The organism is Stagnihabitans lacustris, assembly GCF_025950525.1.
Taxonomy (GTDB): Bacteria; Pseudomonadota; Alphaproteobacteria; order Rhodobacterales; family Rhodobacteraceae; genus Stagnihabitans.
Genome location: NZ_JAPDGS010000007.1, coordinates 87,530 through 112,064, shown reverse-complemented (window position 1 = coordinate 112,064; position 24,535 = coordinate 87,530). Strand labels below are relative to the sequence as shown.

General features: G+C 67.0%; 21 protein-coding genes. 10 read left to right on the top strand and 11 right to left on the bottom strand.

Annotated elements, in window-relative coordinates; translation table 11 throughout:
* Nucleotides 1-38: 38 nt before the first annotated feature.
* From NX862_RS15845 to proS, 3 genes are all read right to left on the bottom strand, one after another.
* Complete coding sequence (locus NX862_RS15845; protein WP_264494909.1) at nucleotides 39-689, bottom strand: ThuA domain-containing protein; 651 nt, start codon at nucleotides 687-689, stop codon at nucleotides 39-41.
* Nucleotides 690-762: 73 nt separating this feature from the next.
* Entirely contained in the window at nucleotides 763-1,308 is a 546-nt protein-coding gene (locus tag NX862_RS15840; RefSeq protein ID WP_264494908.1) for a VPLPA-CTERM sorting domain-containing protein, read from the bottom strand.
* A gap of 245 nt (nucleotides 1,309-1,553) precedes the next feature.
* Nucleotides 1,554-2,891 carry a proline--tRNA ligase gene (gene proS, locus NX862_RS15835; RefSeq protein ID WP_264494907.1) on the bottom strand — a complete coding sequence of 446 codons (1,338 nt, stop codon included), beginning with the start codon at nucleotides 2,889-2,891 and terminating at the stop codon, nucleotides 1,554-1,556.
* 151 nt (nucleotides 2,892-3,042) lie between these two features.
* On the opposite strand from proS, the gene NX862_RS15830 reads away from it, so the two are divergent.
* From NX862_RS15830 to NX862_RS15800, 7 genes are all read left to right on the top strand, one after another.
* Nucleotides 3,043-4,812: a methyl-accepting chemotaxis protein gene (locus NX862_RS15830; protein WP_264494906.1), complete on the top strand. Its 1,770-nt coding sequence runs from the start codon at nucleotides 3,043-3,045 to the stop codon at nucleotides 4,810-4,812.
* A gap of 1,187 nt (nucleotides 4,813-5,999) precedes the next feature.
* Complete coding sequence (locus NX862_RS15825) at nucleotides 6,000-7,115, top strand: AI-2E family transporter (RefSeq protein WP_264494905.1); 1,116 nt, start codon at nucleotides 6,000-6,002, stop codon at nucleotides 7,113-7,115.
* Nucleotides 7,112-7,768: an HdaA/DnaA family protein gene (locus NX862_RS15820; RefSeq protein ID WP_264494904.1), complete on the top strand. Its 657-nt coding sequence runs from the start codon at nucleotides 7,112-7,114 to the stop codon at nucleotides 7,766-7,768. The genes NX862_RS15825 and NX862_RS15820 overlap by 4 nt, the downstream gene beginning before the upstream one ends.
* A 28-nt stretch (nucleotides 7,769-7,796) precedes the next feature.
* The gene (locus NX862_RS15815) at nucleotides 7,797-9,965 is read left to right on the top strand and encodes an RNA degradosome polyphosphate kinase (RefSeq protein WP_264494903.1); all 2,169 of its coding nucleotides are present in this window, start codon (nucleotides 7,797-7,799) and stop codon (nucleotides 9,963-9,965) included.
* An 86-nt stretch (nucleotides 9,966-10,051) separates the two neighbouring features.
* Entirely contained in the window at nucleotides 10,052-11,581 is a 1,530-nt protein-coding gene (locus NX862_RS15810; RefSeq protein WP_264494902.1) for a Ppx/GppA family phosphatase, read from the top strand.
* Nucleotides 11,581-12,186, top strand: a complete 606-nt coding sequence (locus tag NX862_RS15805; protein ID WP_264494901.1) for a VOC family protein — start codon at nucleotides 11,581-11,583, stop codon at nucleotides 12,184-12,186. Before NX862_RS15810 ends, NX862_RS15805 begins: the two co-directional genes overlap by 1 nt.
* The gene (locus NX862_RS15800; RefSeq protein WP_264494900.1) at nucleotides 12,183-12,668 is read left to right on the top strand and encodes a GNAT family N-acetyltransferase; all 486 of its coding nucleotides are present in this window, start codon (nucleotides 12,183-12,185) and stop codon (nucleotides 12,666-12,668) included. Before NX862_RS15805 ends, NX862_RS15800 begins: the two co-directional genes overlap by 4 nt.
* An 88-nt stretch (nucleotides 12,669-12,756) precedes the next feature.
* Here the strand turns inward: NX862_RS15800 and NX862_RS15795 are convergent, their stop codons facing one another.
* From NX862_RS15795 to NX862_RS15770, 6 genes are read right to left on the bottom strand one after another with little or no spacing between them, the layout of a single operon-like run.
* Nucleotides 12,757-13,332 (bottom strand): NYN domain-containing protein, encoded by a 576-nt coding sequence (locus tag NX862_RS15795; RefSeq protein WP_264494899.1) that lies wholly within the window; start codon nucleotides 13,330-13,332, stop codon nucleotides 12,757-12,759.
* A 32-nt stretch (nucleotides 13,333-13,364) separates the two neighbouring features.
* On the bottom strand, nucleotides 13,365-14,711 hold the full coding sequence (locus NX862_RS15790; RefSeq protein WP_264494898.1) for an ABC1 kinase family protein: 1,347 nt from the start codon (nucleotides 14,709-14,711) through the stop codon (nucleotides 13,365-13,367).
* A gap of 4 nt (nucleotides 14,712-14,715) precedes the next feature.
* Nucleotides 14,716-15,588: an alpha/beta fold hydrolase BchO gene (gene bchO / locus NX862_RS15785; RefSeq protein ID WP_264494897.1), complete on the bottom strand. Its 873-nt coding sequence runs from the start codon at nucleotides 15,586-15,588 to the stop codon at nucleotides 14,716-14,718.
* Nucleotide 15,589: 1 nt separating this feature from the next.
* A complete protein-coding gene (locus NX862_RS15780) occupies nucleotides 15,590-17,230 on the bottom strand; it encodes a magnesium chelatase subunit D (RefSeq protein ID WP_264494896.1) in 1,641 nt (546 codons plus the stop codon).
* Nucleotides 17,227-18,267, bottom strand: coding sequence for a magnesium chelatase ATPase subunit I (bchI, locus tag NX862_RS15775; protein ID WP_264494895.1), 1,041 nt, complete (start codon nucleotides 18,265-18,267; stop codon nucleotides 17,227-17,229). The genes NX862_RS15780 and bchI overlap by 4 nt, the downstream gene beginning before the upstream one ends.
* The gene (locus tag NX862_RS15770; protein ID WP_264494894.1) at nucleotides 18,264-18,899 is read right to left on the bottom strand and encodes a spheroidene monooxygenase; all 636 of its coding nucleotides are present in this window, start codon (nucleotides 18,897-18,899) and stop codon (nucleotides 18,264-18,266) included. The genes bchI and NX862_RS15770 overlap by 4 nt, the downstream gene beginning before the upstream one ends.
* Nucleotides 18,900-19,094: 195 nt before the next feature.
* On the opposite strand from NX862_RS15770, the gene NX862_RS15765 reads away from it, so the two are divergent.
* From NX862_RS15765 to tspO, 3 genes are read left to right on the top strand one after another with little or no spacing between them, the layout of a single operon-like run.
* Nucleotides 19,095-20,636 (top strand): phytoene desaturase, encoded by a 1,542-nt coding sequence (locus NX862_RS15765; RefSeq protein WP_264494893.1) that lies wholly within the window; start codon nucleotides 19,095-19,097, stop codon nucleotides 20,634-20,636.
* Nucleotides 20,633-21,634: a 15-cis-phytoene synthase gene (gene crtB, locus NX862_RS15760; protein WP_264494892.1), complete on the top strand. Its 1,002-nt coding sequence runs from the start codon at nucleotides 20,633-20,635 to the stop codon at nucleotides 21,632-21,634. Before NX862_RS15765 ends, crtB begins: the two co-directional genes overlap by 4 nt.
* 55 nt (nucleotides 21,635-21,689) lie before the next feature.
* Nucleotides 21,690-22,151 carry a tryptophan-rich sensory protein TspO gene (gene tspO, locus NX862_RS15755; protein ID WP_264494891.1) on the top strand — a complete coding sequence of 154 codons (462 nt, stop codon included), beginning with the start codon at nucleotides 21,690-21,692 and terminating at the stop codon, nucleotides 22,149-22,151.
* Here the strand turns inward: tspO and crtC are convergent.
* Both crtC and crtD read right to left on the bottom strand, forming a co-directional pair.
* Nucleotides 22,148-22,969, bottom strand: coding sequence for a carotenoid 1,2-hydratase (crtC, locus tag NX862_RS15750; protein WP_264494890.1), 822 nt, complete (start codon nucleotides 22,967-22,969; stop codon nucleotides 22,148-22,150). The two genes, tspO and crtC, sit on opposite strands and share 4 nt — an antisense overlap.
* Nucleotides 22,966-24,516, bottom strand: a complete 1,551-nt coding sequence (crtD, locus tag NX862_RS15745) for a 1-hydroxycarotenoid 3,4-desaturase CrtD (protein WP_264494889.1) — start codon at nucleotides 24,514-24,516, stop codon at nucleotides 22,966-22,968. Before crtD ends, crtC begins: the two co-directional genes overlap by 4 nt.
* Nucleotides 24,517-24,535: the final 19 nt, after the last annotated feature.

Below are 24,535 nucleotides of genomic sequence, written 5' to 3'. Positions count from 1 at the left end.
CATAGCGGGCAGGCCGTCCCATCGGTCCAAATAAGCGCTCAGCGCGCCGCCCAAAGCATGCCCCTGCGCAGCATTTCGCGGGGGGCGCCATGGTCGATGACATTGGCCTGATGACCCAAGGCGTTGTAGTAGACCCGTCCTTTGCCCCAGGATTTGGTGAAGACCACCGGCATGGCCACGGGGCCATTCGCCGCATGCGGGCCCTCGACCAAGGGGAAGTCGCAGACCGCATGGACCTTCACGGCCGGGTCGACATGCAGGTAATATTGCTCGGTCTTGACGGCGAAATCGGCGATCCCGGCCACCACTTCATGCGACGAGGTCACACGCACCTGGTAGTCCACCCCGTCATTGCCCGGATGGGCCACCCATTGCGCGCCGGTCATGAATTGCCACAGCACGTCGTTGCGGAAGGCGTCGCACATGCCACCATGGCAGCCGGCAAGACCTGTCCCGGCCTCGACCGCATCGGCGACGGCCTGGGATTGCTCTTTGGCGATGGTGGACATGGTCCAGACCGGAACGATCAGGTCAAAGCTGCGAACCCGCTCCGCATCATCGAAACAGGCGAGTGTGTCATGCACCTCGACCCCAAAGCCCGCGGCCCTCAGGTCTTCGGCGAAAAGTGCCGCGACCTTTTCGGGCTGATGCCCGTCCCAACCGCCCCAAGTGATCAATGCCTGTTTCATATCTGCCTCCCTGGCTTGGGCGCAGAAGACGCGGAAACAGCAGCAAAGGCAATATGGACATGGCCCCGGCGGTTCAGGACTTCTTGCGACGGCGCAAAAGACCAAGGCCGGCAAGTGCCGTGGCGAGCAGGCCGGCGGCAGCGGGAACCGGTATGGCCTGGATGTTGAGCGTGATGGTTTCGCTGTTGCTCAGGGTGGAGACATAAGTGCCCTTGACCAGTCCGAGGCTTGCATAACTTCCAAGGAAGGTGGCCGTGCCGCCAAAGGCGCTGCCGCTGACGTAAGTATTGGAAACGCCGAGCACGTTGTTGGAAAAAATCGCGAGAGCATCCCCCGTGGAAACACCACTCGCGATCGACGTCGAGCCAAAGCTTGGCAAGGTCCCACCCAGGAAGACGTTGACGGTGTTGTTGAAGGCAAGGATCGCACCGTAGCCGGGTCCCAGCAGGGTCCGGGGATTGGTGTCAGTCGCAGAGAAGGTCAGGCTATTGGTGTTCAGCGAGCCCGAATAGTCGAAGACGACATTTCCGCCGATCTCTGCGGTCGAGATGACCACAGAGGCCTGGGCCGGAAGGGCAAAGAGCGCGAGGCTGGCGACGAGAGATTTGATGACATTCATGGGACCAGATTCCTTGCTAACGGTCTTTACGATAACATCGGGCTTGCCATTTGTATCATGTTTTATTGGGCGCAGCCGCAAGCGGCGACCACCAAACCGCGAAGCACAACATTTGGAGAGAAATAGGGCTGATCCGTCTCGATTTCCGCCGGGCTGTCGCTTCACCCAAAGGAGAAGGGGAGGACTTGCGCCCTCCCCTTCACGCCATTTCTCCGGGACCTGCGATACCGCAAAACCCGGTTGTTTCAGCGGCCCGCGTAGATTTCCGCGATGCGGGCGACGGCGGCTTCGGGGGTCAGTTCCTCCGAGACACCCGTGCGGCGCGAAGTCAGTTCCACCACGCCATTGGCCAGGCCACGCGGCCCCACGGTGATGCGCCAGGGCAGGCCGATCAGGTCCATCGTTGCGAACTTGGCCCCTGCCCGCTCGTCGCGGTCGTCGTAGAGCGGCTCGAGGCCCTGGGCCAGCAGCGCCTTTTCCAAGCTTACACAGGCGGCATCGGCGGCCGCGTCGCCCTGCTTCAGGTTCACGATCCCCACCGGGAAGGGCGTGACACCCTCGGGCCAGATGATGCCCTTGTCGTCATGGTTGGCCTCGATGATCGCGCCCAACAGACGCGAGACGCCGATGCCATGCGAGCCCATCTCGACCGGGACCTTCTCGCCCTTGTCATTGGTGACAGTGGCGCCCATCGCTTCGGAATATTTGGTGCCGAAATAGAAGATTTGACCCACTTCGATGCCGCGGCCCACTTTGCGGTGCGCTTCGGGCACGGCGTCAAATGCCTCCGCGTCATGGGTTTCATCGGTGCGGGCATACAAAGTGGTGAACTCGGCGCAGACGCCGGCCACGGCAGTGCGGTCGTCGTAATCGACCTCGCGCGCGCCCAGTTTCAGGGCGGTGACGCGGTCGTCATAGAAGACCTCGCTTTCGCCGGTTTGCGCCAGAACGAGGAATTCATGCGTGTTGTCGCCGCCGATCGGGCCGCTTGCCGCGCGCATCGGGATGGCCGTCAGACCCATCCGCTCATAGGTGCGCAGATAGCTGACCATGTGGCGGTTATAGGCATGCAGCGCCGCATCGCGGTCGACGTCGAAGTTGTAGCCGTCCTTCATCAGGAATTCGCGGCCGCGCATCACGCCGAAACGCGGGCGCATCTCGTCGCGGAACTTCCACTGGATGTGATAGAGCGTCAGCGGCAAGTCCTTGTAAGAACTGACATGGGCGCGGAAGATGTCGGTGATCATCTCTTCGTTCGTCGGCCCATACAGCATCTCGCGGCCCTGGCGGTCCTTGATGCGCAGCATCTCTTGGCCATAGTCGTCATAGCGCCCGCTTTCGCGCCAGAGGTCGGCCGGTTGCAGCGTCGGCATCAACAGCGGGATGTGACCGGCGCGGACCTGCTCCTGGTGGACGATCTCCTGGATGCGGTTCAAGACGCGCAGGCCCAGGGGCAGCCAGGAATAGATGCCGGCGGTCTGCTGTTTGATCATCCCCGCCCGAAGCATGTAGCGGTGCGAGACGATCTGCGCCTCGGCGGGATTTTCTTTCAGGACGGGCAGGAAATAGCGCGACAGACGCATGGGGACCTCCGAGGTTTGGGCATGTTCCTATCGGGTAAGGGGGGGGCAGGCAAGCGGGGCGGGCATTAACCGGACCTCAATTTCTTTGGCTCATCTTGCAGCCTGTGGCCTGATTGTGGTGTCGGTGGAGGCTTTGGTGCAAGGTAAGAGCGTGAAATCATCCCCTGGTCTGTCGTTGCGCATGCGGTTGCGCCTGGCGGGGTTCGTGACCTTGGTCGGGTTTGCCTTCACGGCAGTGGCTGGTTACGTCGGCCTGACCCATTCCGCGGTCGGCCTGGACCATTCCTCGCTGTCGACGCGGGCGGTGATGCATTCGATGACTGGCGACATGATGCATGACGCTTTGCGCGCCGATGTTCTGACGGCCATGATCAAAGGCCCGATGGGCACGGCCGAGGCGAAGGATGCGCTGTTGGCAGAGACGGAAACGCACGGGCAAACCTTCATCACAGAGATGGCCGCGCTGAAGTCCCTGGCTTTAGATCCGGCGATCCTGGCCGAAGTCAACGCGATCGAACCGGTCGTGCAGCACTACACCAAAGTGGCGAACACCGTGGTCGCGGGCGCGCTGAAAAAATTCGGCGGCGGGGATACCGCAATGCCCGATTTCGAGGCCACATTCTCTGATCTCGAGGCGAAGATGGGGGCCTTGGGCGAACAGATCACCCGCGTGGGGGAAACGTCGCGCAACACGGCCACCGATACGATTGCCTCTTCACTGACGGCGATGCTGGCTGCGGCGGCTTTCTCGGCCTTGATCCTGATCGGGTCGAACTGGGCGCTTGGGCGGTCGATCTCGCGGCCCCTGGTCAAGGTGCGCGATGATCTGCGCGCTGTGGCCCAGGAAACGATGGGGGATCGCGCCGAAGAGGGCGCGCAGAAGTCCGAGGACGAATTGGCGGGCATCGGGCGCTATCTGGCCCTGGTGGCCGCCCGCTTGCGCGAAGCCCTGGACATGGAAGACCGGATCAGCCGTTCGCAGGCCGAGACACATTCCGTGGTGACATCCTTGTCGGTCGGCCTGTCGCAACTGTCTTCGGGCGATGTGACCCATGCGATTCATGATCCTTTCCCGGCCGAATACGAAGGCTTGCGGGTGAATTTCAACCAGACCGTGACGCGGCTGTCGGACCTGATCCGCCGGGTGATTTCCTCGTCGCGCTCGATCCGCGAACAGTCGGACGAGATCAACGCCGGGGCCGAGGATCTGTCGCGCCGGACCGAGAACCAGGCCGCCACCCTGGAAGAGACCGCCGCCGCGCTGGACGAGCTGACGACTTCGGTCAAATCGGCCGCCAATTCCGCGCGCGAGGTCGAACAGATCGTGCAATCGGCGCGCCGCGAGGCGGAGGAAAGCGGCAAGGTCGTGGGAACGGCTGTCGAGGCGATGAACGGCATCGAACGCTCGTCCGAGCAGATTTCCCAGATCATCGGGGTGATCGACGATATCGCCTTCCAGACCAACCTTCTGGCGCTGAATGCCGGGGTCGAGGCGGCACGGGCGGGCGAGGCGGGGCGTGGTTTCGCGGTCGTGGCCTCGGAGGTGCGGGCCTTGGCGCAAAGGTCGTCGGATGCCTCCAAAGAGATCAAGGCGCTGATCAGCTCTTCGTCCCAGCTTGTCGGGCGCGGGGTGGATGCGGTGGGTTCCGCGGGTCAGGTGCTGAACTCGATGGTGACACGGGTGGGCGATATCTCTCAGCTGGTGTCCTCGATCGCGGGGGCAGCGCAGGAGCAGTCGATCGGCTTGGGCGAGGTGAACCTTGGCGTGACCCAGCTGGACCAGGTGGCGCAAAAGAACGCGGGGATGGTGGAGCAATCCATGCTGGCCACGCAAAAGCTGCGCAACGAGGCCGTGGCGCTGGACACGATCATGAGCCAGTTTTCGACCGGAAGCGCCCGGCAGTTGCGCCAAGCGAGCTGAGGAGCCCGGGGCAGGAAGTTACTGGGAAACGCGGCACCGGACCTTGGGCAAGCTTCGCGTTCTGCGCCCAAGTCGCGGTGACTTCGGCGCGACAAGGTCCGCGCGCCCAAGGTCCGGATGGACGCCGCCCGCGCGCCTTGCGCATCTCGCCGCCGCCAGCTTTTGCCAAGCCCCGGTCGGTTGCAACATGCAAGCCGTGTGGATTGCCTTGCCGTCAGGCACCGCCGTGTTCGTGCGGCAGCACCAGCGCCAGGGACAAGGAAAACCCAACCCTTGAGCCGCCGCCTCTGTCTTGCAGCAGCGCCGCTTCGCCAAGGTCGGCAGATCGCCGCACCCTGCCCCGTAGACCCGTCTCAAGCCCTCGCCCCCCCCCCCGGCGCGAGAGCCCCCCCTGACCGGGCTCAGCTTCAACCACAACCTCAAGCCCGCGCACCCCCGCGCGGGAGTCACGGCTGACGGGCCTGCGAACATGGCGGGGCAACCGCCCTCGCCCGCCCGCGGTAAAGACCCGCATGACAACCGATAGAGGCCCAATCTCTATCAGCCCTCGCGCCCCAGCGCGCAAGACCCTCTGCCCCGATCAACGGCCATGGATTTCGCGACCCTTTCCCGTTTCGGCATAGGTCCCACTCACGTCAGGTCGCCAAGGTCCCCAGTCCAACCCCCCCAAAGGCGCCGCCGGCACAGGTCCTCCATCTCCGCCCGCCTCTTGGCGTCAAACACCGTAAGGGTGGTGGTCGTCCCCCGCAACGTCCCTGTTCCAGCGCGGGAACAAGGTGGTGGCGGGGGGGATCGTCGCCGTCCCCGCGACGTCCCGGCCCTCGCGCGGGAGCCGGCCTCCCCTCACCACCCGCCTGCCCAAGGCCCGACCGGCGCCCCCCGTCTTCGCCCCTTTCCCCAACCATTTCGTGGCCTTCGTGCGAGAACCGGTCGGCGGGCTGACCGCGGTTCAAGGGGATCTGCAACGTCCCGGCCCTCGCGCGGGAGCCGGCCTCCCCTCACCACCCGCCTGCCCAAGGCCCGACCGGCGGAGGCCTGCCCGGCAAAGCCACCGCGGACCACCGCCCCCGCCTGAATTCACCGCAGGCCTTGACCACAAGCCGCGGTCTTCCCATCTTCCAACCGCGCCCTTGCATCACGCCGCGCCCGAGGCGATATCTCCCCCATCGCCAACCGGAGGGCCCCAGGTGCCGATCACGCTTCACGGACGTTTCTGGGCTGTTGCCGCCCTGATCTTCTTCCTCGCCCTCTGGTATCTGGGCGAGGTCATGGCCCCCTTCCTGGTCGGCGGCGCCATCGCCTATTTCCTTGACCCCGTCGCCGACCGGCTGGAACGGCTTGGCCTGTCGCGCATCACCGCCACCACGCTGATCACGCTGGCGGCGCTTATGCTTGTCATCCTTCTGGTGCTTGCCATCATCCCGACGCTGGTGGGCCAGTTGACCGCGCTGATCAATGCCGCGCCCGAGATCTTTGCCAAGCTTGGCACCTGGCTTGTCACCCAATTCCCCGAGCTGACCGACAGCACCTCGACCATGCGTCAGACCCTGGCCGAGATCGCCCAGGCGATCCAGGCCAAGGGCGGCACCCTGGCGCAAGGCGTCATCGCCTCGCTGTTGTCCGTCGTCTCGGCGCTCTTGTTCATCGTCATCGTCCCGGTCGTGGCGTTTTACCTGCTGGTCGACTGGGACCACATGATTGCGCGCATCGACAGCCTTTTGCCCCGGGCCCATGCCCCCGTCATCCGCGACATCGCTGGCCAGATCGACCGGGTCCTGGCCGGTTTCGTGCGCGGTCAGGTCACGGTCTGCCTGGCGCTTGGCACGTTTTACGCCTCGGCGCTGATGCTGGCGGGGCTGCAATTCGGCCTGGTGATCGGCGCCATCGCGGGGGCCATCACCGTCATCCCCTATATCGGCTCGCTGCTTGGCGGCGCCCTCGCCATCGGCATCGCGCTCTATCAATTCTGGGGCGACTGGCTGCAAATCGGGTTGATCGCCGCGATCTTCGGCCTGGGGCAGTTCATCGAAGGCAATGTGCTGACCCCGCGCCTTGTTGGCAAATCGGTCGGCCTGCACCCGGTCTGGCTGATGTTCGCGCTGTCGGTCTTTGGCGGGCTTTTCGGCTTTGTGGGGATGCTGGTGGCGGTGCCGCTTGCGGCCACGATCGGCGTCCTGGCCCGGTTCCTGATCGCGCGCTATCAGGCCAGCCGGCTTTACAACGGCGACCCCGAAGACCAAACCCCCGCAGACCAAGCCCCCCAAGACCGGGCCCCCCAAGCCAAGGATGGGGACGTCACTTGAGCGGACAACTGGCCTTTGACCTTCCCGCGCTGCAGGCCTGGGCGCGGGAGGATTTCGTGATCTCGCCCGGCAATGCCCTGGCGTTGGCCACTTTGGACGCCGGCGCCTGGACCAATCGCCGCCTGGTGCTGACCGGACCGCCCGGCTCGGGCAAGACGCATCTGGCCCATGTCTGGGCCGCGGACCAAGAGACGATCTGGCTGGACCCGCGCGACCTTGGCCCCGCGCTGATGGTGCTGCCGCCCGAGGCGCGGGTGGTGATCGACGATGCCCACCGCGTCACCACCCCCGAAACGCTGTTTCATCTGTGCAACCGGCTGACCCAAGGCGCGCTTCTCATGACCGCGCCGCTGCCGCCGCGGGACTGGGGCCTGACCCTGCCCGACCTTCTGTCGCGCCTGCAGGCCTCGTCGCTGGCCCGGATCGAGCCGCCGGATGATGACCTGCTTTCCGCCATCCTGGCCAAGCTTTTTGCCGACCGCCAGGTCGAAGTGCCGCCGAACCTGATCCCCTATCTTCTGCCCCGCATGGAACGTTCGGTCGAGGCCGCCCGTCGTCTGGTGGCCCATCTTGATGCGCGGTCCCTGGCCGCCCACCGCCCCATAACCCGCGCCTTGGCCGCCGAGGTTCTGGACACTTCCCCCGAGGAATGAAACACTTGCCGCCAAAGATAGGCGCAAGATGACCCAGGCTGATTTCCTCAAGGCTCCCTTCCCCGAGCCCACCGCTTACCCCCCCGCCGAAACCGCTGGCCCGCGGCGTTTTTTCAACCGCGAGCTGTCCTGGCTGGCCTTCAATTGGCGCGTGCTGGACGAGGCGTCGAACCCCGCCGTCCCCCTGCTGGAGCGTTTGCGCTTTCTGTCGATTTCTGCCACCAACTTGGACGAATTCTATACCGTTCGTGTGGCGGGGCTGATGGCCCAGGTCCGGAATGGCAATGCGACGCTGTCCGATGATGGCCGCACGCCGTCCGAACAGCTGGTGCTGATCCACGAAGACGCGCGGCGGCTGATGGCGATGCAGCAATCGGTTTACACCAAGCTGAAGCGCGAGATGGAGACCCAGGGCATCACCATCCTGACGCGGTCGAAACTGACCGCGCGCGACCTGAAGGTGCTGGAGGAAAACTTCCTCTCCAAGGTCTTTCCGGTCCTGTCGCCCCTGGCCATCGACCCGGCGCACCCCTTCCCCTTCATCCCCAACACCGGCTTTTGTCTTGCGCTAGAGCTGGAGCGTCTGTCTGACCGCCGCAGCCTGAAGGCGCTGCTCCCGATCCCCCAGCAGATCGCGCGCTTCGTCCCCCTGCCCGGCAAACCCGGCGAACACCGGTTTTTGCCGCTGGAGGAGCTGCTTCTTCTGCATCTGGACATGCTGTTTCCCGGCTATACCGACCGCGGTCATTGCATGTTTCGGGTCTTGCGTGACAGCGATCTGGACGTCGAAGAGGAATCCGAAGACCTGGTGCGCGAGTTTGAAACCGCGCTGAAACGCCGCCGTCGGGGCGAGGTGATCCGCCTGAAACTCTCGACCGGCGCGCCGCCCGAGTTGCGCGCGCTGATCATGGAAGAGCTGGGGGTGTCCAAGAACGAGATGGTCGAGGTCCGCGGCCTTTTGGGCGTGGCCGACCTGAAACAGCTGGTCCTGTCCTCCCGCCCCGACCTGCTGTGGCCGCCCTTTACGCCGCGCGTGCCGGAACGGGTCAGCGACCACAACGGCGACATCTTTGCCGCGATCCGGCAAAAGGACATGCTGCTGCACCACCCCTATGAGACCTTCGACATGGTGGTGCGGTTTCTGGAACAGGCCGCGCGCGACCCGAATGTGCTGGCGATCAAGCAGACGCTGTATCGCACCAGTCACGACAGCCCCATCGTTTCGGCCCTGTGCGAGGCGGCCGAGAATGGCAAGTCGGTGACGGCACTGGTGGAACTGAAGGCGCGCTTCGACGAGGCCGCCAACATCTTGCAATCCCGCCGTCTGGAGCGGGCCGGCGCCCATGTGGTCTACGGCTTCATCCACCTGAAAACGCATGCGAAAATCTCGACCGTGGTGCGGCGCGAGGGAGACAACCTTGTCACCTATACCCATTACGGCACCGGAAATTATCACCCGATCACGGCGCGGATCTATACCGATCTGTCGCTGATGACCTGTGACCCGGGGCTTGGCCGCGATGCGACCAAGGTCTTCAATTACCTGTCGGGCTATGTGCAACCGCAAGGCCTGGAGAACTTGGCGATTGCGCCGATCAACCTGAAATCCAGCCTGTTGCAGATGATCGCAGCCGAGGCGGACCACGCCAAAGCGGGCCGTCCGGCAGAGATCTGGATCAAGATGAACTCGCTGTTTGAACCCGACGTGATCGACGGGCTTTATGCGGCCAGTCAGGCCGGGGTGAAGATCTCCCTCATCATCCGCGGCATCTGCGGGTTGCGCCCCGGCATCAAGGGCCTGTCCGAGAATATCCGGGTGAAATCGGTCGTGGGGCGGTTTTTGGAACACAGCCGCATCGTCTGTTTCGGCAATGGCGCGGGCTTGCCGTCGAAATCGGCGCGGGTCTTCATGTCTTCGGCCGATTGGATGGACCGCAACCTGTCGCGCCGGGTGGAGACGCTGGTGGAATGTCACAACCCCACCGTGCGCAGTCAGATCATGGGGCAGATCATGGCCGCGAACCTGGCCGATGAGGCCCAGGCTTGGGTCCTTGGCCCCGATGGCGCCTATATCCGCGACCTGAAACAGGGCGACCGCAGCCTGTTCAACTGCCATCGGTTTTTCATGGAGAACCCCTCGCTGTCGGGCCGCGGCACGGCGGGGGCCAAGGATGCGCCGAAACTGGCCGGCGCGTAGGGTGGGGTTCACCCCTCCCTACGCAATTGACCGGGCCACGCCCATGGGCCACACCTTAACCACGACGTCCAATGGAGAATCGCCTCGTGATCATTCGCAACCCGCAGGCGCATTGGGACCATTTCGGCGGCCATCTGTTTGACGACCCCAAGGTGCGGGCGCTTTCTCGGGTGGGCGTGGTCGATGTCGGTTCGAACTCGGTGCGGATGGTGGTCTTTGACGGCGCCGCGCGCTCGCCGGCCTATTTCTACAACGAAAAGATCCTGTGTGGCCTGGGCAAGGGCCTGGCCGAAACCGGCCGCCTGAACCCCGAAGGCCGGGTGCGCGCGCTGATGGCCTTGAAGCGGTTCGCGCTTTTGGCCAAGGGCATGGGGATCGAGAACATGACCGTGGTGGCCACCGCTGCCGCCCGCGAGGCCGAGGACGGTCCCGACTTTCAGGCCGAGGTTCTGGCCCAGACCGGGCTAAAGCTTTGGGTCGTCGATGGCGACGAAGAGGCGCGGTTGTCGGCTCAGGGTGTGCTGTTGGGTTGGCCCGATGCCAAGGGCGTCGTTTGCGACATCGGCGGCAACTCGATGGAGCTGGCGCGCATTTCGGGTGGCAAGGTCGGCCGGCGTGCGACCTCGCCGCTGGGGCCGTTTCGGCTGATGCAGGTCAAGGGCGGCCCCAAGGAACGCGCGGCGCATATCGCCAAGGTTCTCAAGGTCTTGGCTGATGAAGTTAAATCGGAAGGTGAGCGGATTTACCTGGTCGGCGGGTCCTGGCGCGTCATCGCCCGGCTGGATATGGAGCGGCGCAGCTATCCCCTGACCGTGCTGCACGAATACCGGATGCAGCCCAAGCAGATCCTGGACACGATCGCCTGGATCAGGTCGTCGGACCTGGCGCTTCTGCGCGCCCGCACCGGGACTTCGACCGAACGGATGGACCTGGTCCCCCTTGCCTGCGAGGTGCTGGAGCAGCTGATCGCGGTCTTGAAGCCGACCGAGTTGGACATCTCGGCCTATGGCATCCGTGAGGGCATGCTGTATGAGGTCATGCCCGAGCAACTCCGCGCCCGCGACCCCTTGATCGAGGCCGCGCGGATGGCGGAACTGACCTCCTCGCGCCTGCCCGGCACCGGGAAAAAGCTGTATGATTTCCTGTTGCCGATCTTTCCCGAGGCCACGCCCGACCGGTTGCGCCTGATCAAGGCCGCTTGCCTCTTGCATGACACGACCTGGCGCGCGCATCCCGATTACCGCGCCGAGGCCTGTTTCGACAATGCGACGCGGGCGAACCTGGGGGGGCTTGACCATCCGGGGCGGGTGTTTCTGGGGCTGGCGCTCTTGCACCGCTACAAGAATTCGCGGTCGGGCAGCCGGATGGAGAGCCTGTTTCGCCTGCTGTCGGACGATGACATCCAGGAGGCCGAGGTTCTGGGCAAGGCGATGCGCTTTGGCGCGATGTTTGCCGCGGGCGATCCGGCCGAGGCGGGCCGTCTGGACTGGAACCCGAAAAAGCGCGTGCTGGAATTGCAGTTGAATGACATGGGGCGGGATCTTTACGGCGAGGTGGCCCAGGCGCGGTTCGGCGCCTTGGCCTTGGCGCTGCGGTCCGAGGGAAAGGTGATGTGATGTTGCGGTTTGACCATATCGCGATTGCGGCCGAAAGCCTGGAGGCGGGGGTGGCCTGGGTCGAGGACCTATTGGGTCTGCGCCTGGCGGGGGGCGGCAAGCATCCCACCTTTGGCACCCACAACCGGCTGATTTCGCTGGGGGATCTTTACCTGGAAGTCATCGCGATCGACCCAGAGGCCGCCCCCCCCGGGCGGCCTCGTTGGTTTGATATGGACCGCTTTGCAGGCCCGCCGCGGATCACCAACTGGGTCTGCGAAAGCGACAATCTGGCCGCGGATCTGGCCCGGGCGCCCAAGGGCACCGGGACGCCCCTGGCGCTGTCGCGCGGCGATTACCGCTGGCGCATGGCCGTGCCCGAGGATGGCCGCCTGCCCTTTGACGGCGCCTTTCCCGCGCTGATCCAGTGGGACGGCCCCCATCCTGCGCAGGCCCTGCCCGACCAAGGGCTTCGCCTGCAACGGCTGATGATCGGCCATCCCCAAGCCGAGGCGCTGGCCCAGGCGCTGCATCTGGCCGATGACCGGGTCGAAATCGCCCACTCCCCCGTCAAGACCATGACCGCCGTCTTCGACACGCCCTTTGGCCAAAGGAGCCTGGGATGATCCGTCCCGCCACCGTGCTGGATGCGCCCGCCATCGCCGCGATCTGGAACCCCTGGATCGAGGGCTCGGCCATCACCTTCAACCCCCTGGTCAAACGCCCCGAGGATGTTGCCGACCTGATCATCGCGCGCACCACCGCGGGCCATGGGTTTCTGGTGGCCGAAGAGGGGGGCGAGATCCAGGGCTTTGGGTCCTATGCGCAGTTCCGCGCGGGCCTTGGCTATTCCCGGACGATGGAACACACGATCATCCTGGCCCCCACAGCGCAGGGCCGGGGTCTGGGCCGCGCCCTTTTGACCGCGCTTGAGGCCCATGCGACAGAAGAAGGCGCCCATCAGATGATCGCCGGCGTCAGCGCGGAAAACGCCGCGGGCATCACCTTTCACCTGGCGATGGGCTATGCCGAGGCCGCCCGCATCCGCGACGCCGGTTGGAAGTTCGGCCGCCACATGGACCTTGTCCTGATGCAAAAGTTTCTGTGACCCAGGCCCCGGGGTATACAACGGGCTAGGCAAGTGGACCCAGCGCCACAAGCGTTTTGCTGAAAGGTCGCAGGCGTTGGCCCTGCGTTCAGGCCACGCGGTCCAGGTCGACCCAGGGCCGCCCCTCGCGGAACCCGCCCAGGATCAGGCGGCCGGGCTCGTCGACCTCGGGGAAAGCCTCGGCCCAGTCGCGATAGCGGTCGCGCGTCACGATGGGCGCCTGCCTGCGCCGCGAGAGCTCTAGCAAAAAGCGGTCGGCGGGCTGGCCTTTGGGCACAACCAGCACCTGTTCGGTGGGCAAGCCCAGGCAGCGCGCCATGTAAAAGTCGTCGCGATACTGGCCGAACAGCTTGTAGCCCGCATTGGCGTCAAAAATCACGCCGGGCGTATAGCCCTTGGCGGTCAGTTCAGAGACCACCAGCTGCAGGCTGGCCAGCTGCGGCGCATTGTCCTGCCAATGCATGACGTTGGACCCATCGACCAGGACTTCGATCCGGCGCCTGCGGGGACGCTCTTTGGCCCGGCTGTCACGGGCCAGGGTCTCCCAGCGTTTGACGGGTCTGGGGCGGGCGCGACGCTCGGTCTGGCGCGGGCGGCGAAAATGATCGCGCCACAGCAGGAAGCACAGCGCCGCGAACAGCAGGATCGAAACGAGAAAAACCATGGGGAACCAAATGCTTTGCGGTCCCTTTCAACCTAGGGGTGACTTGCACTCCCGTCAACCATCCCGGTCCTGTGCCGCTGCAGCATCTGCAACAGCGGCAATTCCGCCCCCATCCGCACGCACAAAAGCGCCATGCCGCTGATCTTGCGCTGGACGAACAGCGTTTCGGCGGGGGGCAGGACCCAGGCGGCGCGGTCGGCGCCGATGCCTGTCGCCTCGGTGCGCAGGCGGGCGACAAAGCTGCGGTCGGCAAAGGCAAAAAGCGCGGGGCTGGCGGCGATATGGGCCAAAAGCACCGCGATCATCCGGTCGATGGTCGCCCCATGGCGCGCCAACAGCGCGGGCGAGGCAAAGCCCATGGCCAAAAGCGCGGCTTTGATCGCGGCAGGGTCACGGTCCAGCCCCGCCGCCATCAGCCCGCGATAGCCCGCGGCCACCCCCGGCGCCACCTCGCGCGCGGCGCCGAAATCCAGCAGCACGATCCGCCCCGTCCCCGCCTGCCAGCGGTAATTCGCGAAATTCGGGTCGGTCTGCATCAGGCCAAAGTCGAAAAGCTCTGCCAGGACCAGATCCAACAACGACTCCAGCGCCTTTTGACGGCCAGGCGCGGTCGCAAGCGACTCGATCGGACCGCCCAGGATGAAATCCATCGGCAAGACGTCGCGCGTGACCAGGGCGTCATGGGGCTGCGGCACGATGAACCGGTCATCGCCCGCCAAAAGCGCGCCATAACGCCGCATCATGGCGGCCTCGCGCAGGTAATCCGCCTCTTCGTGCAGCTGGCGTTTCGCCTCGGCCAGAAGCGGCGCGATGTCCAGACCCGCGGGCAGCAGGCCAGACATCCGCAGCAGGGTCGCCACATTGTCGATATCGGCGTCAATCGAGGCCCTAACGCCCGGATATTGCACCTTGACCGCAAGGTCGCGCCCATCCTTCAGCCGCGCCCGGTGGACCTGACCAATCGAGGCCGCGGCAATCGGCACCATGTCGAAGCTGGTGAAGTTCTGCCGCCAATCCGGCCCCCAGGCCGTCGACAGCACCTTTTGCAGCTGGCCCGCGGGCATGACATGGCCATCGTCGCGCAGCCGGGCCAGGATCGCGGTCAGCTCGGCCGGCAGCAGGTCGCCCGCATCCAGCGACAGCATCTGCCCCAGTTTCATCGCAGCCCCGCGCAGCCGCGACAGCTGTTCCGTCACCCGCAGCGCATTGGCGGGCGTCAACAGCAGGTCCGACAGCTGCGGACGCTCGCCTTTGGCCAGGCGCCGCAGCCCCTCGCCCAGAACGCCGCCCGCGACGCCGGTTGCCAGTTGACCAAAGGCCGCAAGCCGCGCAAGGCGGGCTTGGGGGACGGAGCGGGAGCGGTCGCCGGGTTTTGCCATGCGCTTAAACTGGGGCGAAAGCGGCCATTGGCAAGTGGGGCAGGATCAGGGCGGCCAGCCCATCCTGGGCCTCTTCCTGCGGCAAATGGCCGCCTTGGGGCAGCAGAGTGTAACGGCACCCGGGGATAAGGGCGGCGGCGTCCTCGGACACTTTGGGCGGCACGGCGCGATCCTGGGCCGAGGCGATCAGCCAGACCGGCACCCGAAGCGCCGGCAGGCGGGACAAAAGCGGCGCCAGTTGCCACCCCGCCATCATGGCCAAAGTCCCCGCGACATGGCCCGGGTCCTGCACCAGCGTCAGATATTGCCCCCGCCCCTCGGCATCCAGGGGCGACCCCGTCCCTGCCAGAAGCCGCGCCACGGTGGCAGGCCGCCCCCAAAGCCCCGAGGCCATCCGCGCCGCAAAGGGCGCCGCCGCCAGCGTCCGGGCGATGGCGGGGAACAGCACCGCCGCCAGCCCGTCAAAAGACCCCAGCGCCGCGTTGATGCCCACGACCTGCAGGGGGCGCATCTCGGCCAGGCGCAGCGCAATCGCGGCCCCCGCCGAATGGCCGATCACCGCGACAGGGGCCGCGCCGATATGGTCCATCAGCCGCCAAAGGTCCTCGGCCATGGCGTCCAGCGTCATGGCGTGAAAGGCGCGGCTGGCGCTGAAGCCCTGGCCCGGCAGGTCAGGGATGATGACGCGAAAGCGCGCCTGCAGCCCATCAGCCAGACGGCGGAAGGAATGGCCCGAGGCGCCGGTGCCATGCAGCAACAGCACGACGGGCGCATCCTTGGGCCCGCGCTCGACCAGCCACCAACGATGCGGCGCAAGCGTCACGCGGCGGCCGAACTCCGCTTGCGGCCAGTTTTTGGGAGGGGTCTCACGGGTCATCTCAGTCCGGCAGCGCTGCGGTCAGGGTGCGGGCCAGTGTCCCGGCCTGGGCCCGCGGCAGGGCCAGATACCGCGCGCCCATCGTGGCCGCCAGCATCGCAAGCTCCGGCTGCGGGCGCTGGCTGACATCCAGCACCAGACAGGCCAGACCCGCGGCGCGGATCGCCCTTGCGGCCTGCAGCGCATCGACCTCGGCGCCTGCGCGCCCCGGGCTCCCGGCGCGGTCAATGTTGCCGCGCCCGTCGGTCAGCACCGCCAGCATGGGCGTCATGCCGCGCCGCCGCGCCTGAAGCGCGGTCGCAAGGCCCAGGTCCAGCCCGGCGGCCAAGGGCGTGCCCCCGCCCCCCGGCATCCCCGCCAACCGCGCCTTGGTGCGCGCCAAGGACCGCGTCGGCGGCAAAAGCAGCTCTGCCCCCGTGTTGCGAAACGACAAAAGCGCCACGTGATCGCGTTTCACATAGGCCTCGGCCAAAAAGAGTTCGACCGCGCCCTTGGCCTCGGCCAGACGCGCCACCGCTGATGACCCCGAGGCATCCAGCGCAAAGATCAACAGCCGGTCGGATTGTTCAGCCCTGCGCCGGATGCGCAAGTCTGAAGGCCGCAGAAGCAGCGCCAGGGGCCGCGGGTCCTCGGCCCGGCGCAGGCTTTGCCACGGTGCCGCGGCGCGCAACGTCGCCAACAGGTCCAGCGCTGCCGGGGTCTCGGGCCGGCCAGGGCGCGCCGACAGGGGGCGGCCATGGCGGTTGCCGGATTTGACCTGACCCGCCCCCTTGCCACCCTGCGCCATCCGCGCGGGGCCTTGGGCCAACCGCTCCAGCAGGCCGGGCGGCAGTTGAGCGCGGGTGGCCGCGATGATCATGTCCGACAGCGACAGGTCCTGCGGTTCGCCCTTGGCCTCGGAGGGTGTATCGTCAGGCATATCGGGCGGCATCTCGGGTTCCGCATCGGCCTCGTCCACAGGGCGCGCGCGGTGGGACAGCGCCAGGGCCGCGGCCTCGGCCAAATGCGCCGCCGTGGCAAGGGCGACGCCGTCCAAAGCCGCAAGCGCCCGCGCCAGCGCAAGGGCCGCCAAAAGCCCGCGCAGGGGGGCAATCCCCAGGGCCTGCGCGGCCCGCACCAGATCGGCAGCGCCGCCCTGGGGCAGTTCGACCAAAGGCAGACCACGGCGGGCCGGGTCAAGGTCGGGCAGCACCAGATCTTCGGGCGGGGCGGTCGACAGGTCCAGGAATATCCCCATCCGATCCGCCAGCGCCGGGGCCAGCGCCTCGTCGGGACCCGCACTTTCGTCCAGCGCCACCAGCGCATGGCGGCCCTGATCCAGCGCCTGCGCCAGCCGCGCGGCCAGGCCCGGCCCCACGCGTTCGGCCATGGGCACGATCAACACGGCGGGGTTCGACAGGATGCCGGGTCGCGTGATCCGCCGCCCGGCCTGCAGCGTCAGCGCCAGGTCCATGCCGCCCTGCAGGGCCTCATCCTGGATCGCCGGATGGATGCGGCGCTGCGGCAAAGGCAGCGCCCCGGTCAGCGCGCCAAGCACCTGATCGCGCAAGGGCGAGGCGCGACCATACAGCCACAGCCCGCCCAAAGCGCAGGGGTCCAGCGCAAAAGCGGCCAGCGCCCGGGACAGCGGTGTCTCGGTCACGGCAGATGCTCGGCCAGGATGCGGCTGATGCGGGCGCCCTGCCCCGCCTCGTCCAAGGGGTCGCGGCGCAGGCGGTGGGTCAGGACCATCGGGGCCACGGCGCGCAGATGGGCGCGGGTGACTTTCGCAGCCCCCTCCAGCGCCGCCATGGCACGCGCGGCCTTCAGCAGCGTCAGTTCGCCGCGCAAGCCATCGGCGCCGACCGCCAGACAAAGCGTCGCGCAGTCATAGAGCACCGGCGAGGGCGCCTCGATCGCAGCAATCCTGGCGCGGGCGGCCAGGATGCGGGCGCACAGGGCGGCATCCTCGGCCCCCCAGGCGGCGGCGAAGGCTTGCGGATCGCGGTCATAGGTGTCGCGGCGGATCAGGACCTCGACACGTTCCTTCGGCTCGCGCGGGGTCGTCACCTCGACCGAGAGGCCGAAACGGTCGATCAGCTGGGGGCGCAGTTCCCCTTCCTCGGGGTTGCCTGACCCCACCAGCACAAACCGCGCCGGATGGCGGATCGACAGCCCGTCGCGTTCGACCACGTTTTCGCCAGACTGCGCCACGTCCAGCAGCAGATCGACGATGTGATCCTCCAGAAGGTTGACCTCGTCGATATACAGAAAGCCGCGATTGGCCCGCGCCAGAAGCCCCGGCTCATAGGCCTTTTCGCCGCGCGAAATGGCGCGTTCGATGTCCAGGGCGCCGACCACCCGATCTTCGGTCACGCCCAGGGGCAGATCGACCACCGGCGTCGGTTTCTTCACCAGGGTCAGGTCGGTGACGCGCGCCCAATCGGGCACCATATCGACGCGCGGAGAGTTCACCGGGCAGCCCGCCACCGCCTCGATCATCGGCAGCAAAGCGGCCAGGGCGCGCACGGCGGTCGATTTCCCCGTTCCGCGGTCGCCAAAGATCAGCACGCCACCCAAGGCGGGCTCGACCGCCGCCAGGACCAGCGCCTGTTTCATCGCCTCTTGGCCGACGATGGCGGAAAACGGATAGGTTGGGCGGCGCGAAAGGGGCGCCAGTTGCGGTGCGGCTTGCGTCATGCCGGTATCCTTTCGCAGAGGGGCGCGCGGCCGCCCCAGGTTCCGTGATCTTCCACAACCTGGAAGCGGGCATAGAGTTCCTCAGTAAACCAGCCGCCCTGACGCACCTGCGCCACGGCCGAAGCATGGGGGCCGGGGGCATGGGCAAAGCGTGTCATGGCGGCAAGGTCGGGCCAGATCGAGAACGTGACCTGGTGCAGCAGCGGCACTTCCCCGAGGCCGATCTTGAACAGAACATCGGGATTGGCGGCGATGCGGTCGCCCACTTCCGGCACGCGGGCCCAAAAGGCGGGCAGGCTGCGGGGCCGCAGGCTGGCGCGGGTCAGGACGGCAAAGGGGCCTTGCGCCGTGGGGTCAGGGGTGGCGGCAAAGGGCTGCGCCCCGCCCCAGGTGCCTCGCGCCGACAAGGGCCGCAGCAGCACCGACCAGGCCTCAACGGCGCGGGCGCGCCAGCGGGTCCAGAGGGGGGAGTTCAAACCAAGGCGGGCGGCCTCCAGGCTCTCCCACCCCGCCAGGATCGCCCAGACGCGGCCATCGGGGCGGAAGGCGAAACCATGGCCCGACCCCGCCCCGCAGAGTTTCGCGAAGGTCAGGCCGGGGGTGGCGGCAAGCGCGCCCCGGGCCAACCCCATGCGGGAAAGCCCCCAAAGCCGGGAGCCCGCGCCCTCATGGGCGAAAAGGGTCAGACTGGTGGTGGGAATGGCGCTTCCCCTCGGTTGTGTCAGATTTATCTTACAGTCCTTTTGCCGATTTGAAAGGGAAATCCCGGATTTTCCATGACGCATCGAAAGAGTTGTAAATTGAACTGGACAGTTTATCATCCAACCATGCGCCATTCCCCCACCCATCCCGACCCGTCCTCTGCCATCGTCATCGGCGCGGGGCTTGGAGGCCTTGCCGCCGCCATGCGCCTTGGCGCGAAAGGCTACCGCGTCACGGTGCTGGACAAGCTGGACCGGCCCGGCGGGCGGGGATCGTCCATCACCCAAGGCGGCCACCGATTCGACCTTGGCCCCACCATCGTCACGGTGCCGGAGGGCCTGCGCGACCTCTGGGCCGCCTGTGGCCGCGATTTCGATGCCGATGTGAAGCTGGTGGCCATGGACCCGTTCTATGAGATCCGCTGGACCGATGGCAGCCGCTTTGCCCCCCGCGCCGACGATGCCGCCAACCGGGCCGAGGTCGCGCGTCTGGCCCCCGCCGATGTCGCGGGCTTTGACAAGTTCCTGAAGGACGCCGAGGCGCGCTATCACTTCGGCTATCAAGACCTTGGCCGCAAGCCGATGCACAAGCTGATGGACCTGATCAAGGCCCTGCCCCGCTTTGCGCTTTTGCGGGCCGACCGGTCGGTCTATGCCCATGCGGCCTCTCGGGTCCGCGACCCGCGGCTGCGGTTTGCGCTGTCGTTCCACCCGCTCTTCATCGGCGGCGATCCTTTTCATGTGACCTCGATGTATGCCCTGGTCAGCCATCTGGAGCGCGCTTTCGGCGTCCATTACGCCATGGGCGGGGTGCAGGCGATAGCTTCGGCCATGGTGCGGGTGATCCAGGCCCAGGGCGGTCAGGTCCTGCAAAACCACGAGGCCGACGAGATCCTGGTGGAACAGGGCCGCGCGGTGGGCGTCAGGATGCTGGACGGGACCGAGATGCGGGCGCCGGTCATCGTGTCCAATGCCGATGCGGGCCACACCTATGGGCGGCTGTTGCGCGGCCACGACCGCCACCGCTGGACCGATGCGAAACTGAAGCGCCAGCGCTGGTCGATGGGGCTTTTCGTCTGGTATTTCGGCACCAAGGGAACGCGGGCCAAATGGCGCGACGTGGACCACCACACGATCCTGGTCGGCCCCCGCTATCGCCCCCATATCCGCGACATCTTCCAAAAGGGCCGCCTTGCTCCGGACATGAGCCTTTATGTCCATAGGCCTTCCGTCACCGACCCGTCCTGCGCCGGTCCGGGGGATGACACCTTCTATGCCCTGTCCCCTGTGCCGCATCTGGGCCACGGCGGGACCGATTGGGAGACCGAGGTAGAGCCCTACCGCCAAAAGGTGCAAAAGGTGCTGGAGGAACGCTTGCTTCCGGGCCTGGGCGATCACCTGACCGAAAGCCTGTGCTTCACGCCCAAGACCTTCGAATCGCGTTATCTCTCCCCCTTCGGCGCGGGGTTCTCGATCGAGCCGCGCATCCTGCAATCGGCCTGGTTCCGCCCGCATAACCTGTCAGAGGAGGTGCCGGGCCTGTATCTGGTGGGCGCCGGCACGCATCCCGGCGCGGGCGTCCCCGGCGTGATCGGCACGGCCGAGATCATGGCTCAGGTCGTCCCCGACGCCCCCCGTTTCGACCGTATAAGGATGGCTGCAGAATGATCGCCCCCGCCGACCTGGAAACCTGCCGCGCCATGATCCGCACCGGGTCGCGGTCGTTTCACGCGGCCTCTCACCTTCTGCCCGCCCGGGTCCGCGATCCGGCCTTGGCGCTCTATGCCTTTTGCCGGGTTGCCGATGACGAGGTCGACGAGGGCTCTGACAAGGCAGGGGCGGTCCTGTCCTTGGGCGAACGTCTGGACCGCATCTACCGCGGCCAACCGCGCGACCATGCCCCCGACCGGGCCTTTGCCGCGGTGGTGGCGGATTTCGACATGCCCCGCGCCCTGCCCGAGGCTTTGCTTGAGGGGCTTGCCTGGGATGCCCTTGGCCGGCGCTATCAGACGCTGTCGGGGGTGTTGGATTATTCGGCGCGGGTTGCGGCCTCGGTTGGCGCGATGATGTGCGTGCTGATGCGGGTGCGTGAGGCCGATGCCCTGGCCCGCGCCTGCGACCTGGGCCTTGCCATGCAGCTGACCAACATCGCCCGCGATGTCGGAGAGGACGCCCGCGCAGGCCGCCTGTTCCTGCCGCTGGATTGGCTGGCCGAAGAGGGGATCGCGGTCGATGCCTTTTTGGCCGATCCGCGCCCCTCGCCGGGCCTGGCCCGTGTCGTGGCGCGCCTGCTGCAGGTGGCCGAGGTGCATTACCGAAAGGCCGCCTCGGGCGTCAGCCGCCTGCCGCTGGATTGCCGGGCGGGGATCTTTGCCGCCGGCCACATCTATGGCGCCATTGGTCATCAGGTGGCGGCGCAGGGTCATGACAGCGTCACCACCCGCGCGCGCACCTCGGGTCGGCGCAAGCTGGCCTTGCTGGGGCTGGCGGGGGTGCGGGCGGCGCTGTCGCCGGTGCTGATGGCGCCGGCCAGGCTTCATGCGCGCCCGGCGCTGGAGGTCGATTTCCTGGTTCAGGCCGCAGCCCAGCATCCCCGCGCTTCGCGCTCGGAAACCTTGATCGGCGTCCTGGCCCAGTTGAAGGCGCAAGACCGCAATCCCGCGTGACCCCTTGGTTTGGCCAGGATTTGCGCCTATGTCCAAGGGGAAAGCGAGGTGCCCCATGGACCTGACCCTGTTCTTCACCCATCTGGCCGCTTGCGGCGCCGCAGCCACGACCGGCGCGATGTTTCAGCCCGGCACCTGGTATGAGGGGCTGAAAAAGCCAAGCTGGACCCCGCCGCGTTGGGCCTTTCCAGTGGCCTGGACGACGTTTTACCTGCTGATGAGCGCCGCCGCCGCAAGGGTCGGCGTGACCGAGGGCGCGGGTCAGGCGCTGGCCTTCTGGTCGGTGCAGATCGCCTTCAACACGCTGTGGACGCCGGTGTTTTTCGGCCTGCGCCGGATGCGGGCGGCGCTGGTGGTCATGGGCTTTCTTTGGACCTCGGTTGCGGCGACGACGGTTGCCTTTTTCGGTCAGGATATCTGGGCGGGGCTGATGTTCGTGCCCTATCTGGTTTGGGTCACGGTGGCGGGCGCGCTGAACCTGTCCGTCCTGCGGCTGAACCCCGAAGAGGCGCGCTAGGCCTTTCGCGGCACCCGCAGCGCAATCATCGGCTTTAGCCAGGGCCAGGCATAGCGGTCCAGGTCCAGGGCCTCATGCATCCCCTGCATGGTCTCGCCTTGAAGGCTGACCTCGACCGCGGCCCGCGAATAGAACGGCGCATCCAGCAGCATGGCTTTTTGGCGCGGCTTGGTGCCCGGATCGGCCCGGGTTTCGCGCGGCAAAAGCCAGCCGGTGCGCGGCAGGCGGGTCAGGGGCGGGGCGGCAATCGGCGTCACCACGCCGTCCGAGGTCTGCACCGCCAAGGCAAGCGTCGACCCATCGCGCCGCAGCCCGTCATAAAACACCACCGAGCGGTCCTTTGCGGCATAGCGCCCCCAGGTCCAGCGGCGGAAATCGGCCTCCAGCGGGCGGGCGCCGAAATTTGCATCGAAATAGCCGTGACCCTGCCAGGACTGCCCGCCCAGTTCGACCGTGATGCGGCTGACCGGGGCAAAGGGGCGCCAGATGTGGTGGGCGGCGGCGTCAAGCACGGCCTCTGTTTCGGTCACGGCCTGAGGCGTCAGGGTGATGCGGCCCTTGACGCGCCCGAACAGGGGCGGCGCCCCCGCCTCGTCGATGTCGATGACCAGCGCGCCCCCGGTCCAATGCATCCGGCTGGGGCCGATCTGCAGCGTATCGGCACTTTGGCGCAAGGCCCCCGCGCCGCGGTCGGTCATGGTGAAGCGCGGCACCCCACCGCCGCGGGTCACGACATTCAGGCAGACGTGGTTGTCCGGCCGCCCTCGCCCCGACCAATGATACCAGGGCGAAAACACCGTGCCGATGAAACCGATCACCGAGACGGCGCGCGTCCCGTCGTCCGAACATCCGTCGACATACCACCAGGCGTAACCCCCGGGCGGCGGTCTGACCCGGAAATCCGGTCCTTCCAGATCACCTCGACCGCGTGCTTGCCGGAGAGCAGCGCCATCGGCACCCCCGCCCCCGGATGCGCCCCCCCGCCCGCCAGATACAGCCCCGCCACCTGCGTCCGCGCCCCCGGACGCGAAAAGGCCGCCAGCGTCGCCTCTGGACTGGCCCCATAGATCGCCCCGCCCGAGCCCGGATAGGCCCGCGCCAGTTTGGTCGGCGTCAGAAGATGCGGCATCCCCTCGGGCGTCAGGGTCAGGCCAAAGCGCTGCAGCGCCGGAAAGGTCCTGTGACGACATGTCTCCTCCTCTGCCGCGGGGGCGGCTTGGCCTGCGGGGCCGTTCATGATGATCTCGAATCGTTCAAGCGGGCCGGGATGATGGCCGGGTAAACGGTCCTGGGCGCATAGGTAAAGCGTGGGCTGGGTGGGCATTTCGCCCCGCGCGATGGGGTCCCATTCGGCGGCGGGGTCGGCGGTGAAGAACACATTGTGATGCAGCAAAGCGCGCCCCTCGGGCCGGGCCGCCAGCGCCCAGACCCAGGCCGACAGGCTGCGCTTGGCGGCCTTGCCCGTCAGCGCCCCCCGCCCCGCGCTGCCCAACAGGCCCTGCCGCAGTGCCTCGGGGTCGCCAGCAAAGACGCAGGTCGTGGCGGGGATAAAGCGCCCGCTTTCAAGTTCGACCCCCTGCACGCGGCCTTCGTAAATGCGGATGCGGCTGGCGCGGGTGGCATAGAGCGGGCGCACCCCCAAGGCCTCGGCCGCGCGGGCCAGCGCCAGGGCCAGGGCCTGCATCCCGCCCTGGACGGCATGGACGCCCTCGGCCTCGACCCGCCAGATCAGCGCAAGCACGGCAGGCGACAGGGCGGGGGTGCCGCCGACATAGGTGGCATAGCGCCCAAACAGCTGCACCAGGCGCGGGTCGCGGAAATGTGCCTGGAGCAGGCTTTGCAAACTCAGCCCCGGCCGCAGCGCGGGCCAAAGCGCGGGCCTTTGGGCGACGGCGGCCATGACCCCCAGAACCGAGGGCCGCGCGCGCAGCAGGATCGGCGGGGCCAGCGCCTTGGCCAGCCCCTCGGCCAGGCGGTCAAAGCGGACAAAGGCCGCGGCCTCGGCCGGGCCCGCAAAGGCCGCAATCGCCTCGGCATTGGCCTCGCGTGAGGGGGTCAGGTCCAGCTGGCCGCCATCGGGCCAGAAATGGCGGGCAAGGTCGGGCAAGGCGGTCAGGGCAACCTGATCGGCCATGGACTGACCGGCCAGCGCGAAAAGTTCGGCCGCCAGATGCGGCCAGGTCAGGACCGTGGGCCCGGTCTGCGCGGGCCCCGCAGGCGTCGGCACGGCCCGCGCCTTGCCGCCCGGCGTCTCGCCCGCCTCGATCAGCGAGACCTTCAACCCCAGGGCCGCCAGCCGAATGGCCGCAGCCAGGCCCCCAAAACCCGCCCCCACCACGACCACCTGATCCTCTGCCGTGTGCATTTTGGCCCCTGTCACCCTC

Coding starts and splice junctions, on each gene's coding strand:
- NX862_RS15845 (WP_264494909.1), bottom strand. CDS start 689: ATGAAACAGGCATTGATCACTTGGGGCGGTTGGGACGGGCATCAGCCC.
- NX862_RS15840 (WP_264494908.1), bottom strand. CDS start 1,308: ATGAATGTCATCAAATCTCTCGTCGCCAGCCTCGCGCTCTTTGCCCTT.
- proS (WP_264494907.1), bottom strand. CDS start 2,891: ATGCGTCTGTCGCGCTATTTCCTGCCCGTCCTGAAAGAAAATCCCGCC.
- NX862_RS15815 (WP_264494903.1), top strand. CDS start 7,797: ATGACCCAGGCTGATTTCCTCAAGGCTCCCTTCCCCGAGCCCACCGCT.
- NX862_RS15805 (WP_264494901.1), top strand. CDS start 11,581: ATGTTGCGGTTTGACCATATCGCGATTGCGGCCGAAAGCCTGGAGGCG.
- NX862_RS15800 (WP_264494900.1), top strand. CDS start 12,183: ATGATCCGTCCCGCCACCGTGCTGGATGCGCCCGCCATCGCCGCGATC.
- NX862_RS15795 (WP_264494899.1), bottom strand. CDS start 13,332: ATGGTTTTTCTCGTTTCGATCCTGCTGTTCGCGGCGCTGTGCTTCCTG.
- NX862_RS15790 (WP_264494898.1), bottom strand. CDS start 14,711: ATGGCAAAACCCGGCGACCGCTCCCGCTCCGTCCCCCAAGCCCGCCTT.
- bchO (WP_264494897.1), bottom strand. CDS start 15,588: ATGACCCGTGAGACCCCTCCCAAAAACTGGCCGCAAGCGGAGTTCGGC.
- bchI (WP_264494895.1), bottom strand. CDS start 18,267: ATGACGCAAGCCGCACCGCAACTGGCGCCCCTTTCGCGCCGCCCAACC.
- NX862_RS15770 (WP_264494894.1), bottom strand. CDS start 18,899: ATGGGGTTGGCCCGGGGCGCGCTTGCCGCCACCCCCGGCCTGACCTTC.
- NX862_RS15765 (WP_264494893.1), top strand. CDS start 19,095: ATGCGCCATTCCCCCACCCATCCCGACCCGTCCTCTGCCATCGTCATC.
- crtB (WP_264494892.1), top strand. CDS start 20,633: ATGATCGCCCCCGCCGACCTGGAAACCTGCCGCGCCATGATCCGCACC.
- tspO (WP_264494891.1), top strand. CDS start 21,690: ATGGACCTGACCCTGTTCTTCACCCATCTGGCCGCTTGCGGCGCCGCA.
- crtD (WP_264494889.1), bottom strand. CDS start 24,516: ATGCACACGGCAGAGGATCAGGTGGTCGTGGTGGGGGCGGGTTTTGGG.